This window comes from Buttiauxella sp. JUb87 (genome assembly GCF_004361975.1).
Classification (GTDB): domain Bacteria; phylum Pseudomonadota; class Gammaproteobacteria; order Enterobacterales; family Enterobacteriaceae; genus Buttiauxella; species Buttiauxella ferragutiae.
Genome location: NZ_SNVY01000008.1, coordinates 1 through 17857 on the forward strand (window position 1 = coordinate 1; position 17857 = coordinate 17857).

Sequence of the window (17857 nt, forward strand, 5' to 3'; positions counted from 1 at the left end):
CCCGAATGTTGGGTGAAAAACGGTGTTTACCGCTTTAGCGGCGATTGATTTGCCGGGCGCCTGGATTATCAAGGGGTTGGCGTTAACCCCTTGATGCGTTCACCGTTTTCGGGGATTAAAGAGATAACTGAACGCACGGGTGAACGGAAAATCAGCGAGGCTTACAGATCTCACCCTGACAAGATTGCCAGGGAGAGTTGTGTACAAGAGACCGCCTTGGCGATAGGGGAATTTACTTAGTTCTTCTTCACAAACTCTGACTTCAGCTTCATCGGACCAAAACCATCAATTTTACAATCGATGTTATGGTCGCCTTCAACCAGACGGATACCCTTCACTTTAGTGCCAATCTTCAGCATTGAAGAGCTGCCTTTCACTTTCAAATCTTTTACTACGGTGACGTTATCGCCATCAGCCAGCAGGTTGCCATTGGCATCTTTAACAATCAGTTGGTCGCTGTCTTGGGCGGGTTCTGCATCATTCCATTCATGCGCGCATTCAGGGCAGATAAACATACCGTTGTCTTCGTAGGTGTATTCAGAATTGCATTTTGGGCAATGAGGGAGTGTCATATTCGTCATCTCTGGAGTCATAGCTTTAAAAATAGCGGTTTCCCGCAAAAGTGGCGAAATTATACATTAAAACCTGGTTTTTGTGTGGATGATTGCCGCTGTGCCTTATCGCATGGGCCAGGAGGAAAACAAAAAGAAATATTTTCACTGCGCAATCAATTGCTAAATTCGCGATGAAAATACACAATTAGTTTATCAAAATGCGTTATTGTATTTTCCTCTGGTTGTCTGATCAGATTTTATCTATATAAATAAAACATCTTTAATATAACATTATCGAATTAATGATTCCTGCGTGTAATTATAAATGTCGGTACTTAATCGGTAAGAAAATAAATGACTTTATAAAAATCCGGATAATTTGATTTAAGGAAGGATTTTTTATGCACACACAAGCAATATTTGAGTTAGGTCAGGAGGCTGAGCGGTTATTGCAACTTGCGCTGCAAAATCTCAATACCTTAAAAACGACCTCTTTTACTACACAGCAAGACGAGAATTATTTTGGGCAATCGCCGACGGGGTCGGTTGTTCCTCCTAAGTTTTGTCCGCGTGGCATTCAGGTGCAGCAGGCGTTGTTGCAAAATGAGCTACGCAAAATCACCCAACATGAAATGGTGTTGGCAATCGTCGGGACGGTGAAAGCGGGGAAATCGACTACCATCAACGCCATTATTGGCACCGAAGTCCTGCCAAACCGTAATCGCCCGATGACAGCGTTACCCACATTGATTCGCCACACGCCTGGTCAGCGTGAGCCGGTGCTGCATTTCCCGTACGTGCAACCCATCGAGGAATTAATGCAGGCCTTGCAACTTCGCTTGCAACAAACCGAAAGAGAAACGTTGGGCAGGCATCTGGAAATTGATCGGGATATGGCGGGGTTATTAACCAGAATAACCATGGGGGAATCTTTTGCTAAGCATTATCTTGGTGCTCAGCCTATTTTTCATTGCCTGAAAAGCCTGAATGATTTAGTGCGCTTATCCAAAGCACTGGATGTCGCATTTCCATTTAAAGCCTATGCCGCAATTGAGCATGTTCCGGTCATTGAAGTGGAATTTGTCCATTTAGCTGGAATTAATGAAAGCTATGGGCAACTGACTTTATTAGATACTCCTGGCCCAAATGAAGCCGGGCAACCGCATCTGCAAAAAATGCTCCAGGAGCAACTGGCGCAAGCCTCTGCCGTGCTGGCGGTGCTGGATTACACCCAACTGAAGTCGGTTTCTGATGAAGACGTGCGAAAAGCGATATTAGGTGCTAGTTCTTCGGTGCCGCTGTATGTGCTGGTGAACAAGTTCGATCAAAAAGACCGCAATGGCGACGACGAAGCACAGGTTAAGACATTGATTTCAGGCACCTTGATGAAAGGGATGATTGAGCCAAACCATGTTTTCCCCGTCTCTTCAATGTGGGGATATTTAGCCAACCGCGCCCGTCATGAACTGGCATTGCACGGTATGTTGCCGGATCCCGATGAACATCGCTGGGTGCAAGATTTTGCCGATGCGGCGCTGGGCCGCCGTTGGCGTAGTACCGATCTCATTGATTCAGAGAGTTTGCGCCAGTCAGCCGAATTATTGTGGGAGGACTCGCAGTTTGCCTTCCCAATCAAAAAAGTGCTGCATGCCGCACATGCTAACGCCTCGATGTACGCGCTGCGTTCTGCCTGCCAGAAATTACTGGTCTACACGCAGGGCGCGGAAGATTACCTGAATTTCCGCTGCCAGGGGTTGCGCATTGCCAGTGAACAATTACAGCGCAATATCGCAGCACTTGAAGATGACATGCGTCTGGCGACCGACAGCCAGCAGTCGGCCAGTGCAGTTGCACAAAGCAATGTAAACCAGGCTGTGCAAACGATGGAGGATTTCATCCGCCGTTATGAGCTGCAAATTAATGCCAATATTGCGGACTATTTCCTGCAAGGTACGGTGCCGGAAAAACTCACCCGTCAGGCGTTGTCGTTTGGTACGCGTCGCGGAATCGATTTTGATGCCCGCAATGAAACGCTGAGTTTTGATGATGAACAATCGGCGCAAATTGCGCTACACAGAATCCGTGCTTCATGCGAGGTAATCCTCACCGCGGCGCAGGAAAAGATGACTGAGGAGCTGATGCATCTGTTCAGTTTTTTGGAAGTCGAACTGGCGGATACGCTGCGTAATACCTTAAAACCGATTGAAGCTCGCGTCGCTCAAGGGCTAACCCAGGCCGGATTTCGCACTAATATCAGCCTGCCAGTGTTTCACGTCGGGTTATTAAATTTCAATGCCAATCAGGCATTTAACCAGCTGATTGAGGAGCAGGATATTCCTGTCGCACAGTTACGCCGCCCGGCAGGGATGCGTGGCACCGTTGCGCGCTGGCTGAATAGCGACGAATGGGGCTGGGAAGGTTACACCGTGATGCAAAGCCGCTACGTGATTTCCCTGCCTGATGTGCAGCGCAAGCTGAGTGAGCACATTGCCAGCTTTCTGTTGCAGCTCAATCAGACCATGACTGTGCAAATTGAATATGCCGTGAGCGAGGGAATGACGGCCTTCTTTGCTGATTTTTCTCAAGCACTGGACGCCATACATCTGAACCTGCAACAAAGCCTGATAGCACGCCAGCAAAATGAAGATGCGGTCACGGCCTTGCGCCAACAGCTCCAGCAGTGCTTACGCACCACGCGATATATCCATGAGGACACCCGCCTGCTGCGGGATGATATTCAGACGCTATTTACGGTAGAACAACCATGAGCAATTTATTACCTGGAACGCCAACTCGCGCCCTGGAATGTGTCGCTGAAAAATTTGTCGTCGATTTTGCAAAGAATAGTGGTGTCACGCGTGAACCATGGCACAGCCAGCAAAGCAAAGCATTTTATCAGCGGCTGATTGGTGAATTTATCGGCCAGAGTCAGTTGCAAAAATGGGCGCTGGACGAGGTGTTGATGGATACGCCTGAAGTGACGATGGCGATGCTCGGACAGCTTTGTCAGCGGGTGGGGAAAAAGCACCACGCGCTGGTCAAAGTCTATGAAAGTGTCACGGCTTTAGTGGCAGCTTCAGTGCGGTTGGCCAACGACTCAACCATCACCCGCCAGCAATTATCTCAAGTGCAGCAGCAGCTTGCGCAGCGTGTGGGTAAACTGGAAACGCAATTACACGGTACGGATTTGACACATTTGGGCATTGTGCATTGCGAGCAGGTTTTCGCCCGTTGGCAGGCCGGACATTACCTCAGTTTCTCCCCCGCCGGGCGCTGTTATGTCGCGCTGCAAGAGTTGTACTGGGGGGCATTTGGCGATGCGGTGCGCTTTGGTCATTCATTGCAGGCTAGCGAGCTAATTGAACAAGTGCGTGCGCTGGCTATCAGTCAATTAGCGCACGATGTGAATGCGTCTGTTCGCACACGTCATTATTACTATGAATGGCTGATGTTTCCGTCCACACCGGAAATGATGGAAAGCAAAGAAGCGCTGGCATGGCTTGGTGACGATTCGGACTGCGAAAAGCAACCCGTGAGCTTTGCGACCACCCAAACCCACCGCGGCGTGTCATTGGGAATGCCACGAATATGTTCCGCAATGCGTTTGGGTAGCGCGATGGTTGATGAAGTTCTGATTAAATAAAAAATGAATACCGCAATTATCCTAAATATATATATTTTGTATTGAATGTGACCAAAGGATGTGTTCACATTTATCATATTGTGAATTTTTATTAAATATTGTGTCTATGCGGGGTCTTTTTAGCGTCGGCATTATTGTTCATGGACGAAATAATTGCGCATTCAAAATAATTGCACCCTTAGCATTTTCACGTTCTGTGTCTTGCTATTTATTCCCCCGGTATTTTCTGCACCGCTTAGCCCTGCGGATCGCGACCTTATTCGCCAGGAACAACAGGGTTTATTGCAACAAAATCAGCAGCAAAGGGAAGAATTACAACGTTCTGTTCCATTACGTCAACCTGCTGTAACTGAACCGGTGACCCGCGCTGGACCCTGTTTTAATATTCATTCCATCAATATCAATAATGCAACACTGCTTTCCGATAAAAAACAGACTGAATTTAAAAAATCTTATATCAATCAGTGTATTGGAATGGATAAGATCACGCAGTTAACGCGGGATATTTCCGACTGGTATATTCAGAAAGGATATATTATCAGCCGTGCTTTTATCACTGAGCAGGATTTATCACAGGGTGAATTAAACATTGCGGTGATGGAGGGGCGGCTTGAGAAAATACGCCTGGAAGGCAGTTCTTCCCGCCAGTTATATATGGCCTTTCCTGGCCTTGAAGGTGAAATCCTCAACCTGCGTGACATTGAGCAGGGCATGGAACAAATCAACCGCCTGCGCAGCAATCCGGTGCAGATTGAAATTCTGCCTGGCAGCAAACCAGGCTATTCCATCGTTAACCTCACCGCGACGCCTGAATTTCCCCTCGGCCTCTCGCTGGGCTTTGATAACAGCGGGCAAAAAAGTACCGGTACTGGCCAGCTTAACGGGGCGCTGACGGGTAATAACCTGCTGGGCATTGCCGATAAATGGTTTATTAGCGGCGCGCGCAGCAGTGATTTTTCTGATTCGCATGATGCACAAAGTGTGCAGGCAGGACTGAGCGTACCTTACGGCTATAACCTGTTTGATTACAGCTACAGCTGGAGCAATTACCTCAGCACCATTAATAACAATGGCTTTGGCTGGGCGTCAACGGGCGACAGCCAGTCACACCGTTTTACCGCCTCGCGGGTGTTGTTCCGCGACGGCGACATCAAAACCGGCGCTTCAGTTGGCCTGACACATCAAATCAGCCGTAACTATCTTAACGATGTACTGCTCGACAGCAGCAGCCGCAAGCTGACCAGCCTGTTGTTTGGCCTGAACCACACGCAAAAAATCTTCGGTGGTGTTGCCACGCTGAACCCCACATTCAGCCACGGCGTGCCCTGGCTGGGGGCGGAAAACGACCACGGTAAAAACGACGCTCTGCCAAAAGCTGAGTTCAAAAAATGGAGCGTCAACGGCAGCTTCCAGCGCCCGGTGGCGAACGATTTATGGTGGCTGACCAGTTTCTACGGGCAGTGGTCACCCGACCGGCTGTATGGCAGCGAACGCCTGACTATCGGTGGTGAAAGCTCGGTGCGCGGTTTTAAAGAGCAGTATTTATCCGGTGATAACGGCGGTTACCTGCGCAATGAACTCAACTATGTGCTGTTCACGTTGCCATTTATTGGCCAGGTCAGCAGCGTCGTTGCCGTTGATGGTGGCTGGCTACAAAAAGATAAACACGACCCGTGGGCATCCGGCACGTTGTGGGGGACAGCGGTGGGGTTATCAAGCACCAACCGTTATTACGCCAGCCAGTTCACGGTGGGAACACCTGTCAAATACCCGGACTGGTTAGCGCCTGACCATCTCAGCATTTATTACCGCATTAGCATTGTTTTGTGAGGCCAAAGATTATGGACAATCATCAGCAACCCGTTTGTTTTGCACAGCGCCTGTTGAGCTACCTGATTTGCGCCTTACTCGCCGGACAGCCTGTTATCCCGGCATTTGCCGCACCGACCCCCGCCAATGGTGCCACCGGAATTGACCAGGCCGGGAACGGGGTGCCGGTGGTGAACATCGCCACGCCCAACGGCGCGGGGATATCCCATAACCAGTATCAGGATTACAACGTCGGCAAAGAGGGCTTAATCCTCAACAATGCCACTGGCCAACTCAACCAGACGCAGCTTGGCGGGATTATCCAGAACAACCCGAACCTGAAAGCAGGCCAGGAAGCGCGTGGCATCATCAATGAAGTGACGGGCGCGAACCGCTCGCAGCTTCAGGGCTACACCGAAGTGGCAGGCAAAGCGGCCAACGTGATGGTCGCCAACCCTTACGGGATCACCTGTAATGGCTGCGGATTTATCAACACGCCGAACGCGACACTGACCACCGGGAAACCGGTACTGGATGCCAGCGGTAATCTGCAATCTCTTGATGTCACAAAAGGTTCTATCACCGTTGAAGGGAAAGGGCTGGATGCCAGTCAGTCTGATGCGTTGTCGATAATCTCGCGTGCCACGGAAATCAACGCGGACATTCATGCCAAAGATTTAACGGTCATTGCCGGAGCCAACCGCGTCACGCCTGATGGACGCGCAACGGCAATTGCCGGTGAAGGCGCGGCACCGGCTGTTGCGGTGGACGCCGGCGCGCTTGGCGGCATGTACGCCAACCGTATTCACCTGGTTTCCAGCGACAAAGGTGTCGGGGTCAACCTTGGCAACCTGAATGCCCGCCAGGGGGATATTACCCTTGATGCGAATGGCAAACTGACAGTTAAAAACAGCCTCGCCAGCGGTAGCCTGACGGCAAAAGGTGAGAGCGTTGCACTGAGCGGAGAACACAAAGCCAGCGGCGATATCCATGTTAGCGGGCAGGACGTTGCGCTTAACAGTGGCACCTTTGTCAGCGACAACAATATTGTCCTGAACAGTGATGGCAAGCTGAGCTTATCCAGTGCGACGTTGACTGCCGGAAACAATCTTAATCTCAAAGCACATGATTTAACTCAGGATGGCAGCAGCCGTGCTGACGCTGCGCGTGATATCGCGGCTGAAGTCGCCGGTACGACGGATAACCACGGCCAGCTGGTTGCCGGAAATAATGTCACTTTAAACAGCGGTGCGTTGTCCAACAGCGGCAATATTACCGCCAATGGTGCCGCACAACTTAACGCCAGCACGCTGAAAAATACCGGCACCGTACAAAGCCAGAAAAACATGGCGATAAACGCCGGTGCTCTGACCAATCAGGGCCAGATGCTGAGCGGCGGTGAGCTGGATCTCGCCACCCAAACCTTCGAACAAAGCGGCACGCTGAGCGCCAAAGGCCGTGCCAGTATCAACGCGACCAACACGCTGAATAACGCGGCCAGCGGACAAATCCTCAGTGATGACGCGTTAACGGTTATCGCGGGGAATATTCAGCAAAATGGCACGCTGTCGGGCAAAAATGCGCTGACGGTGAAGGCTAATTCCCTGACCACCGCAAACGGCTCGTTGAGCACCAGCCAGGGCAATATTGCCCTGAATGCTGACGATGCCAATCTTGATGGCGAAGTTATCGCGAAGGGCGACCTTGCGGTGCAGGCTCAGCGACTCACCAGCCAACAAAATGCGCAGCTGCAAAGCGATGGTCAGCTTACGCTCAACACCACAGATGCCACGCTGAATGGCACACAAGCTGCCCGTGGCAATCTCGCTATCCGCGCAGATAACCTGTCACATAACGGTAAATCTAATGCCGCTGCTATCAATATTCATGCTGGCAACGTCAACAACAGCGGCTCCCTGGTGGCACCGGAACTCAGCCTCACCAGCCAGACTATCGTCAATACCGGCCTGCTGCAGGGCGACAGGGCATTAAGCCTCTCTGCGCAACTGCTGGATAACCAGGTTGGCGGCTATTTGTACAGTTCGCAAAACCTGGCGTTTAACATTCCCACCTTCACAAACGCCGGTACGCTCAGAACCGATTCCGCGTTGACGTTGAGCGGTAACCAGTTCAATAACAGCGGCGCGTTGATTGCTTCAGCGCTGACGTTGCAGGGTCTATCCCTGACCAACAGTGGACTGTTGCAGGGCACTCAGGCTCTGGATTTAGCCGTTGATAATCTGAATAACCTGGCGGGTGGCACGGTCTGGAGTACACAGGATTTTGTGCTGACGGTTCCGACACTGTTCAATGCCGGGCTTATCACGAGCGATGCTGGGTTGACGCTGAAGGGTAATCAGCTCACCAACAGTGGCGAAATTAACTCTGTGAATATGACGGCGGGCACGGCTCGCGTGACCAATAACGGGCGACTGCTGGCGCAAGAACACCTGCAATTCAAAGGATCAACCCTTGAAAACGGCGGGCAAGTTGCTGCCAAAAACCTGACGATTCAGAGCGATGAGCTCACTAACACCGGCGATCTTCAGGGTGATGCGGCGCTGGATCTCATGGTAAAAAACTTCAGCAACCAGGGCAATATTCTGACCGCGGGTGATTTCTCGCTGGACTCAGATTCCTTCGTGAACGCCGGAACATTGCAGGCAACAGCCATCGTGCTGAATCTCGCGAAGCAACTGACGAATACCCAGACTGGAGTGTTCAATGCAGCGACCACTTTCACGCTGACCACCCAGGAGCTCACTAACGCGGGCGTGATTACCGCCAGTGATTCGAATATTAACCTGTCGAAGCTGACCAACAGCGGCGCGTTGCAAGGGCTGAACCTGCTGACACTGACGACCCGCACCCTTGATAACCAGAATTCGGGTGTGCTTTTAAGCAACGGCAAACTGGTGTTGCGTGCCAGCAGCCTGACGAATGCGGGCCTGATGCAGGGGAAAAATCTGGATCTGGCGAGCGGCGAGTGGATCAACACTGGCAATGCGTTAAGCGAACTGGACGGCACCATCAGGGTGACGAATGACTTTAAAAACCAGGGAAAAATGCTGGGGAAACAAGGGCTGACAATCGACAGTGGCAGCCTTGAAAACAGCGGAATGCTGGTGGCAAACGTGCTTGCTTTCCGTGGCGATTTGATGAACAGCGGGTTGCTGCAAGGCAATCTTGATTTGAGCCTGAAGGGCGAGACGTTCACTAATCAAAACAACGGTCAACTGCTGAGCGGCGGCGCACTGGCAATTGATGGACAGACGGTGAATAACCAGGGCTTGATGCAGGGAAAAAATATCTCCCTGAATGCGCAAGACTGGCAAAACGGTGGTGTTGCGCAGGCGCAAAATAAACTGGATGCCATAACCCGTCACGCACTGATCAATAGCGGTACTTTAGTCAGCCAGCAGGATGCCAGCCTGACCGCAAACAGCATAGTCAACAGTGGCAAACTGGCGGCAAATAACCTCAGTGTTGAAACACAAAACCTCGATAACAACGGGCTGCTGCAAGGCAACAGCACGTTACAGCTTAAAACGCCGATCCTGATTAACCGCAGCAATGGGCAACTGGTGAGCGGCGGGGCACTCACTCTCGCCTTACAAAGCCTGAACAATGCCGGTTTGTTGCAGGTGAACGACCTGCTGACACTGACGGGCAATGAACTGAATAACAGCGGTGATATCGCGGCTAAAAACATGAACCTTGCGCTCAGCGGGCCGTTTATCAACCAGGCTGGCGGACGTTTACTGGCACAGAACGACGCGACACTGAACGGTAATCTCGAAAACGCAGGCCTGGTGGCGGCGAACGATTTGCTGCTTCACGGCGACTCGTTAAGCAATAGCGGCATTTTGCAGGGGAATTTGCTCTCGTTAACCCTGAACGACCTCACCAGCACCGGTTCGCTCATCGGCGTGAACGGCCTCACCGCTCGCGTAAATGGCGACATGTTTAACGGCGGCCAAATCTGGAGTCAGAAGGCTGTCGCACTTAGCGCTGGCATTTTTAACAACAGTGGCAAAGTCATCGGGCAAAGCCTGGATTTAAATGCGACAAGCCTGGCGAATGACGGATTGTGGCAGGGCAGCGACTGGCTGAATGCGAACGCAGACGACATCACTACTGGCGAGAACGGCCGTGTTCTTACCGGCGGCATGCTGACTTTCAACGCGCAAAATCTTGCTACAGAAGGTCTGCTGCAGGGCGGACAAAACCAGTTCAGCGCGAACGACTGGCGCAACGGCGGCACGGTCATTGCGACCAGCGGCCTGACTGCCAACGTGAATGACACGCTGACTAACAGCGGCGACATCCTCAGCAAAGGACAGGCAACGATTCAGGCGCAAACCCTGAATAACAACGGTTCGCTGCTGAGCGAAGGCGATATGTCGCTGGCAGGCAGCACGCTCAATAACAGTCGTGCGATTCAGGGAAAAATCCTCACCGCTCAGCAGAATAAAATCAGCAATCAGGGCACACTTATCGGCCTGAATGCACTGACATTTTCAGCACCATTGCTGGAGCTGAACAACGACACGAACGGCCAGCTATTAACTCAGGGCGTGCTGAAAATTAATGGTGGCAATATCGTCAACAGCGGAGTCTGGCAGGGGCATCACATCCTGCTGAACGCCAGCAATCTGAATAACAACGGCGCGATTCAAAGTGCCGACGGTCTGAACCTGACACTGTCCGGCGACCTGATTTCCGGGACGGGCAGCAAAATCACCGCCAGTGGCAATGCGGCATTACAGGCGCTGAACCTTACAAACAACGGGCAGTGGATTGCGCAAAACCTGATGCTGCGCGGTACCACGCTGAATAACAACGGCGAGATCAGCGGTGTTAACGGGTTGACCGTGGCGCTCAACGGCACGTTTACGCAGCAGCAGGACAAAACCCTGTTGACGGGTGGCGCACTGGCGTTGAATGCCACTTCGGTGACTAACCTCGGGCGCATTCAGGGTAACAACACACACATCACCAGTGGCACACTGGATAACCAGGGGCGTATCCAGGGCAATGATGCGCTGACGCTTTCGCTCACTGGCAACCTGACTAACCGTGCGGCGGGCACACTCCTCAGCCAGAACGAGCTGAACATCACCACGGCGAATTTAATCAACTACGGCATTGTGCAGGGGGCGGGTTCCTCACGCATTGACGCCGTCAGCTCAGCGCAAAACGACGGCAAACTGCTGTTCGCAGGCGACCTGACGTTCAACACTGCAAGCCTGACCAATAACGACTGGCTACAGGCAACCACGCTGCTGCTCAACGCCGCAAACGCCACCAACAGTGGGACGTTGCTGGCAGACCAGCAGATGAACCTGAAGGGGAACAGCCTCAGCAATCAGGGCACCGTGCAGGCCGCGAACCTGATTTCTGATTATCAGGTGTTGACCAACAGCGGGACGTTGCTCGGCAACAACCAGCTCAATATCAACGCCAGTCAGGTCAATCTTCAGGCCGCCGGGAAACTCTTCAGCGGGGGGAATCTGGTACTGAGCAGTACCGGGTTCGATCAGCTTGGCCAGGTGGTGGCGCTCGGTAATTTAACCGTCGGCCTGACGAATGCGTTTACCACGCGCAACGTGATGGCGGCGGGCAATGTGCTGACGCTGACCAGCAACGGCGACATCACTAACCAGAGCGTGATGCAGGGCCAGGGGCTGAACATTGGTGCGGGTGGCGTGCTGACCAACAACGGGCAACTCACTGCAGGCAGTGCTGCCAGCAACCTGAGCGGCAGCCGTATCAATATGAATGCTGCGGGTACGCTGCAGGCCGGTGGCGACGTGGTCCTGACCAGCGCCAGCGATATTATCCTCAACGGTTTCACCGGCACCCGCGGCAGCCTGTCCGCGCAGGCCGCCGGCTCCCTGCTTAACACCGCGCTGCTGTATGCGGGCAACAATATGACCCTGCTGGCAGACAGCATCAAAAATACGCGTGGCGATATTCTGGCGGGCAACAACCTGGTGATGCAGAAGGACGCCAGTGGTGCGGTAAGCGCAGAAATCATCAATACGTCCGGGAATATTGAGACAACAAACGGCGATATCACCCTCAATACTGCGCACCTGCTGAATCAGCGCGACGGCCTGACAACATCCACCACCACAACACCTAATCCAGCACAAATCAGCGGGCTGGGTAATGCCACGATTACGCTCCCGTTGAGCCAGCTTCCGGTCGGGAGTTATTACGCAATCACCATTCCTGCGTGGGAAAGGTGTACCGGGGTGGCCAATACGCATTGCGTGACGGTGCCTGCGCAAACGACTTATTACATGAAACCTGAGTTTGCCACGCAGTACTTTGCAGCCAGCCAGACGGAAACAGTCGTTTCCGCCAGTGGAGGTGTGGCCGGAATACGCTCAGGCGGTAATCTGACGATTCACGCTGACCGACTGGATAACAATGCCAGCGTCATTCTCGGCGACGGAAACATTGACCTGACGGGCTCCACGCTGTCAAACCAGTCGTGGCAGGCAGGGACAGATACCGACTCCTGGGTTTATCAAAATGAGAACTCCAGCAGCGGCGACAAAATCGAATTCATCCTTAAAGGCAAAACAACCGAATCTACGCCCGGCGACATTTACCGCTCCGTCATTCAGGCGGGCGGCAATGTCACAGCCAACTTCACCACCGATATCAGCAACACCCTTTCTACGGCGAATACGGGTGGCATCAGCAACACGATTTCTGCGCCAACCCTGAATACGCTGAGCAACCAGAACATTGACAGCGGTGTTCAGAAACAAAGCCTCGCCAGCGCCGATAACCTTACGCCGGGTACGCCGCAGTGGCAGGATCAACTACAAAACGCTATCCAGCAAATCAACGGTGGCGGTAATCTGGATAACAGTTCGGCCGATCTTTCCTCCAGAGATTACGCAGCAGAAGGCAACGCCGGGCTGGGTTCACAAGGCGATCTCGCGGACCCTGCTATGCAAAATGCTGCGCTGGTGAAACCAGGTAGCAGTAGCCTGAACAATCATGCTGGCAAAGCGGTTGATACCAGCGCTTACCCATTGCCGAGCGGCCAGAATGGCTACTTCGTTGTTTCCACAGATCCTAACAGCCCGTATCTGATCACCACCAACCCGAAACTCGATGGTCTCGGCCAGCTTGATCCTTCGTTGTTTGGCGATCTCTACACCATGATGGGTATGAAACCGGGCGAAGCCCCGCGGGAAACCAGCAGCACTTATACCGATCAGAATAAATTCCTCGGTTCGTCTTACTTCCTGGCTCGCCTGAACCTGCACCCGGAATACGACTACCGTTTCCTCGGCGATGCGGCGTTTGATACACGCTACGTCAGCAACTTCATGCTGAATCAGACGGGCAATCGCTACATCAACGGCATCGGTTCAGATCTTGCGCAGATGCAGTATCTGATGGACAACGCGGCATTTGCACAGCAGTCGCTGGGGCTGGCATTTGGTATCGCGCTCACGCAGGCGCAAATCGCTTCACTCGATAAAAGTATTCTGTGGTGGGAAGCGACGACCATTAACGGCCAGAGGGTGATGGTGCCGAAAGTTTATCTCTCGCCAAAAGATGTGACGGTCAGTAACGGCAGCGTGATTTCCGGTAACAACGTCCAGCTGGCGGGCGGCAACATCACCAACAGCGGCAGTAGCATCACCGCGAAAAATAACCTGAGCATCGACAGCGGCAACAGCATCAGCAACCTCAACAACGGCCTGATTCATGCTGGCGGCAACCTGGGATTGAGCTCGCTGGGCGATATCAACAACATCGGCTCAACCATCAGTGGCAAAACCGTCCAGCTTGAAAGCCTCGACGGCAGCATCAACAACATCACGCAGACCAGCACCTGGAGTCTTGGTACCGGGGGTAAAAATGGCCATGTCGGGATAGTGGATACGACCGTGGGCAACATCGCGTCCATTACCTCACTCGATGCCCTGAGTCTGAGTGCCGGACAGAATATCAACATAACCGGGGCGAATGTGGCGGCGGGTGGCAATCTGCTGATGAATGCCTGGGGCGATATCGCAATAACGGCAAACCAGGTCACTCATGGCTATAGCCAGTCAGGCTTCCGCGGCACTGAGGCGACCAGTACTGAATCGGTCACGCAGCAGGGCAGCACGATTTCTGCGGGGGGCAACCTGGGTATTCAGGCGGGCAACGATGTCACGATTGAAGCCAGTTCAGCCAGTGCGGGCAACAACGCCACGCTGATTGCCGGCAACGACCTGAACCTGAACGCAGGACAAACCAGCGAAACGAGTTCAAAAGGCAAAAGCGAAACCCACAGCACAGACAATGCCCGCACCACCATCACCGCAGGCGGCGACCTGGCGCTGGTTACAGGCCAGGACATCAACAGCCAGGCGGCAGGCATCGCCGCCGAAGGCAACGTGGGAATGCAGGCCGGTCGTGATGTGAATCTGCAGGCGGCTGAAACTACCGAGGGCAACAGCTACCACGCGAAGAAAAAGGTCGAAATCAACGAGTCGGTACGCCAGGACAGCACGGAAATCGCCAGCGGCGGTAACACCACGATTGTCGCCGGACGTGATGTGAACAGTGAAGCAGCGCAGGTGCTGGCAAGCGGCGATATCGGTATTGGCGCAGGCCGCGACATCAATCTGGAAACCGCGACAGAAAGCGATTACCACTATAAAGAAGAGACCAAAACCAAAAAAGGATTCCTGAAGAAAACCACCACGCATACGGTGGAGGAAGACAGCGCGACGCGTGAAGCAGGCACCCTGTTGAGCGGGACTAATGTGTCGCTCTCGGCGGGTAACAACCTGCTGGTACAGGGTTCGGCTGTCGTGGGTGACGGGGATGTATCGCTCAGTGCGGGCAAAAATGTTGACATAGTGGCAGCGACGAATACGGATTCTACTTATCGCCTGAAGGAGCAGAAGAAGAGCGGCCTGATGGGCACCGGCGGTATTGGTATCACCGTCGGAACCAACAAATCCCGCCATGAAATGAATGACGAAGGCACCACCCAGAGTCAGAGCGCCAGCACGGTGGGTTCAACGGGCGGCAATGTCAGCATTAATGCCGGTGGCCAGGCGCATATCGGCGGCTCTGATTTAATTGCGGGCAAAGACCTGTCAATTACCGGCGACAGTGTGATTATCGATCCAGGTCATGACAAACGTACCCGCGATGAAAAATACGAGCAAAGCCAGAGCGGTCTGACACTGGCATTGTCTGGAATGGTGGGCAGTGCTGTTAACAGTGCAGTGTCATCTGCCCAGTCAGCGAAAGACGAAAGCGACGGACGCCTGGCAGCGCTGAAAGGTACCCAGGCGGTATTGTCTGGCGTACAGGCAAACCAGGCCGCCAGGATGGATACCGTCAAAGGTAGCGACACGGATAACACCAACACGGTCGGCATCACCCTGTCCTACGGTTCACAGTCGTCAAAATCGAAAACGCACAACGAACAGAATACTGCCAGTGGCTCGACACTGAACGCCGGAGATAACCTTTCGGTCACCGCGACAGGTGGTGATATCAGTGTGGCGGGTAGCCAGTTGAAGGCAGGTAAGGATGTTTGGCTTGATGCGGCACGGGATGTGAATCTGGTCTCGTCGCAGAACACCCAGTTGCTGGAAGGGAGTAACAAAAGCAGCGGCGGCAACGTGGGCATCGGTATTGGTGTCGGTTCGGGTGGCTGGGGGATCAACGTCTCCGCCAGCGGCAATAAGTCACACGGTAAAGAGAGCGGCAACGGCACGCAGCAGAACGAAACCACGGTGGATGCCGGACGCCAGGTGACGATACGCAGTGGTGAAGACACGACACTTGCCGGTGCACAGGTCAGCGGTAAAAAAGTGGTGGCGGATATTGGTGGTGACCTGACCATCAGCAGCCTGCAGGACAGTGACCGCTACGACAGCAAGCAGGACAGCATCAGCGGCGGGGCCAGTTTCTCCTTTGGCTCGATGAGTGGTTCAGCCAGCCTGAGTGTCAGTAAAGACAAGATGCACAGCAACTACGACTCCGTGGTTGAACAGAGCGGTATTTTTGCGGGTGATGGCGGGTTTGATATCACCGTCGGCAATCACACACAACTGGATGGCGCGGTTATTGCCAGCACGGGAGATAGCAGTAAAAACCACCTCGACACCGGGACACTGGGCTTCAGTGACATCGGTAACAAAGCGGAATATGACGTCAGCCACAGCGGTGGCAGTTTCAGCACGGGCGGAAGCATTGGTAGCCAGTTCGCAGGCAATATGGCGAACACACTGCTGGTGGGGGCTGACGGTAATGGTGATGCGGAAGGCACCACGAAATCGGCGATAGCCGATGGCAGTATCACTATTCGCGACAAAGACAAACAGCAACAGGATGTGGCAGACCTGAGCCGCGACACTGAACATGCAAATGGCAGCATCAGCCCAATCTTCGATAAAGAGAAAGAGCAAAAGCGGCTGGAGATAGCGCAGACGCTGGGGGAAATCGGCAGCCAGGCGGGCGATATTGCGCGGACTGAGGGTGATATCTGGGCAATAAAAACGGGTAAGGCCGAACTGGCGCAGCGGATACCACCGGTAAAAGAGCCAGAAGCAGGTGCGACGAAAGAAGAATGGGCTGAGTACAACGCTAAACTCGCGAAGACAGACAGCTACATAGCTGCACAGAAAGAATGGGGGACCGGCAGCGCCATTCAGCAGGGTATCAGCGCGGCGACGATGGCGTTGCAGGGGCTGGCAGGCGGTGACCTGAAAGCGGCGATTGCGGGTGGGGCGGCACCATATCTGGCAGAGTGGGTGAAAAAAAGCACCACAGATGATGCGTCACGCGTCATCGCGCATGCCGTAGTCAACGCTGCTCTGGCTGCAGCCCAGGGTAAAAATGCCGCAGCCGGAGCAGCAGGTGCGGCGAGTGGTGAACTGGCGGGTATGATAGCCGTCAGCTTGTATGGACGGGATGCCGATAAACTGAATGAGTCCGAAAAGCAGACGGTATCAGCGCTGGCAAGCATAGCCGCAGGTCTGGCTGGCGGCCTGACCGGAGACAGTTCTGCTGATGCGATGACCGGGGCTATTGCAGGGAAGACGACGGTGGAGAATAACTATCTGAGTGCCAAGCAGATAGATGATTTTGCAGCGAGGGCTAAGGGCTGTGATGCTCGTGGTGACTGTTCTCAGATTGTGCAGGAAATGGAAGAGCTGAGTCTGAAGCAACGTAATGAGTTAATTGTAACTTGCGCTTCGGATGCAGCGGCCTGTAAAGAGAAATACGGTGATATCCCCGCTAACAGTATGTTAGTGCATGAAGCGATAGACAAAGCGCTGGGTGAAGATATCCCGTGGAGCATGAAGAATGACTTATCGGTCTTGCTGATGCAGCAGATGGACGAGTCAGGAATAGTTAACAGCACCGAGTTTGCCCAACAGCTCCAGACATTGTATGGCTTGGATAGTCAGAAAGCTGAAATCTTGGCTGGTGTTGCCATGGCCGCTGTTACAGGCGGTATGGGTAAAGGTAAGGGAAGCGCGATGCCTGTGCCTACCCCAACGAAAGCTGGCAATGGGCTGGTTTATCAATCGAATGGGAAACATACTCCTGGTCAAGTCGGATATAATAGAAACGCCGGAACCGAACCTACAAACTCTATTCAATTGTTTGGTAACTCAGTAGAGAATGGGAAAAAGAGGTACGCATTAGACGAAAAAGGTAACGTACATCAATTTACGAATACAAATGATGGTTCGTGGCATTGGTCAGGAAGTACGGGAGATGCATCCGTTCCATTGAAAAAAAGTGATATACCAAACGCTGTTAAAAAAGAGTTTGGTTTACCTGGGAAATGGAGGTAAAT

Annotated in this window: 5 protein-coding genes; 4 read left to right on the forward strand and 1 reads right to left on the reverse strand. The window is 53.0% G+C overall.

The window, feature by feature from the left end; genetic code table 11:
- Positions 1-236: 236 nt before the first annotated feature.
- Positions 237-572 carry a zinc ribbon domain-containing protein YjdM gene (locus EC843_RS19965; RefSeq protein WP_034492586.1) on the reverse strand — a complete coding sequence of 112 codons (336 nt, stop codon included), beginning with the start codon at positions 570-572 and terminating at the stop codon, positions 237-239.
- Between the two features lie 383 nt (positions 573-955).
- Here EC843_RS19965 and EC843_RS19970 point away from each other — a divergent pair, with 383 nt between their 5' ends.
- From EC843_RS19970 to EC843_RS19985, 4 genes are all read left to right on the forward strand, one after another.
- Complete coding sequence (locus tag EC843_RS19970; RefSeq protein WP_064541036.1) at positions 956-3322, forward strand: dynamin family protein; 2367 nt, start codon at positions 956-958, stop codon at positions 3320-3322.
- Positions 3319-4197 (forward strand): diguanylate cyclase regulator RdcB family protein, encoded by an 879-nt coding sequence (locus EC843_RS19975; RefSeq protein ID WP_121814495.1) that lies wholly within the window; start codon positions 3319-3321, stop codon positions 4195-4197. The genes EC843_RS19970 and EC843_RS19975 overlap by 4 nt, the downstream gene beginning before the upstream one ends.
- A gap of 183 nt (positions 4198-4380) precedes the next feature.
- Entirely contained in the window at positions 4381-6027 is a 1647-nt protein-coding gene (locus EC843_RS19980) for a ShlB/FhaC/HecB family hemolysin secretion/activation protein (RefSeq protein ID WP_232887097.1), read from the forward strand.
- Between the two features lie 11 nt (positions 6028-6038).
- A complete protein-coding gene (locus EC843_RS19985; protein WP_133522940.1) occupies positions 6039-17855 on the forward strand; it encodes a hemagglutinin repeat-containing protein in 11817 nt (3938 codons plus the stop codon).
- Positions 17856-17857 lie beyond the last annotated feature (2 nt).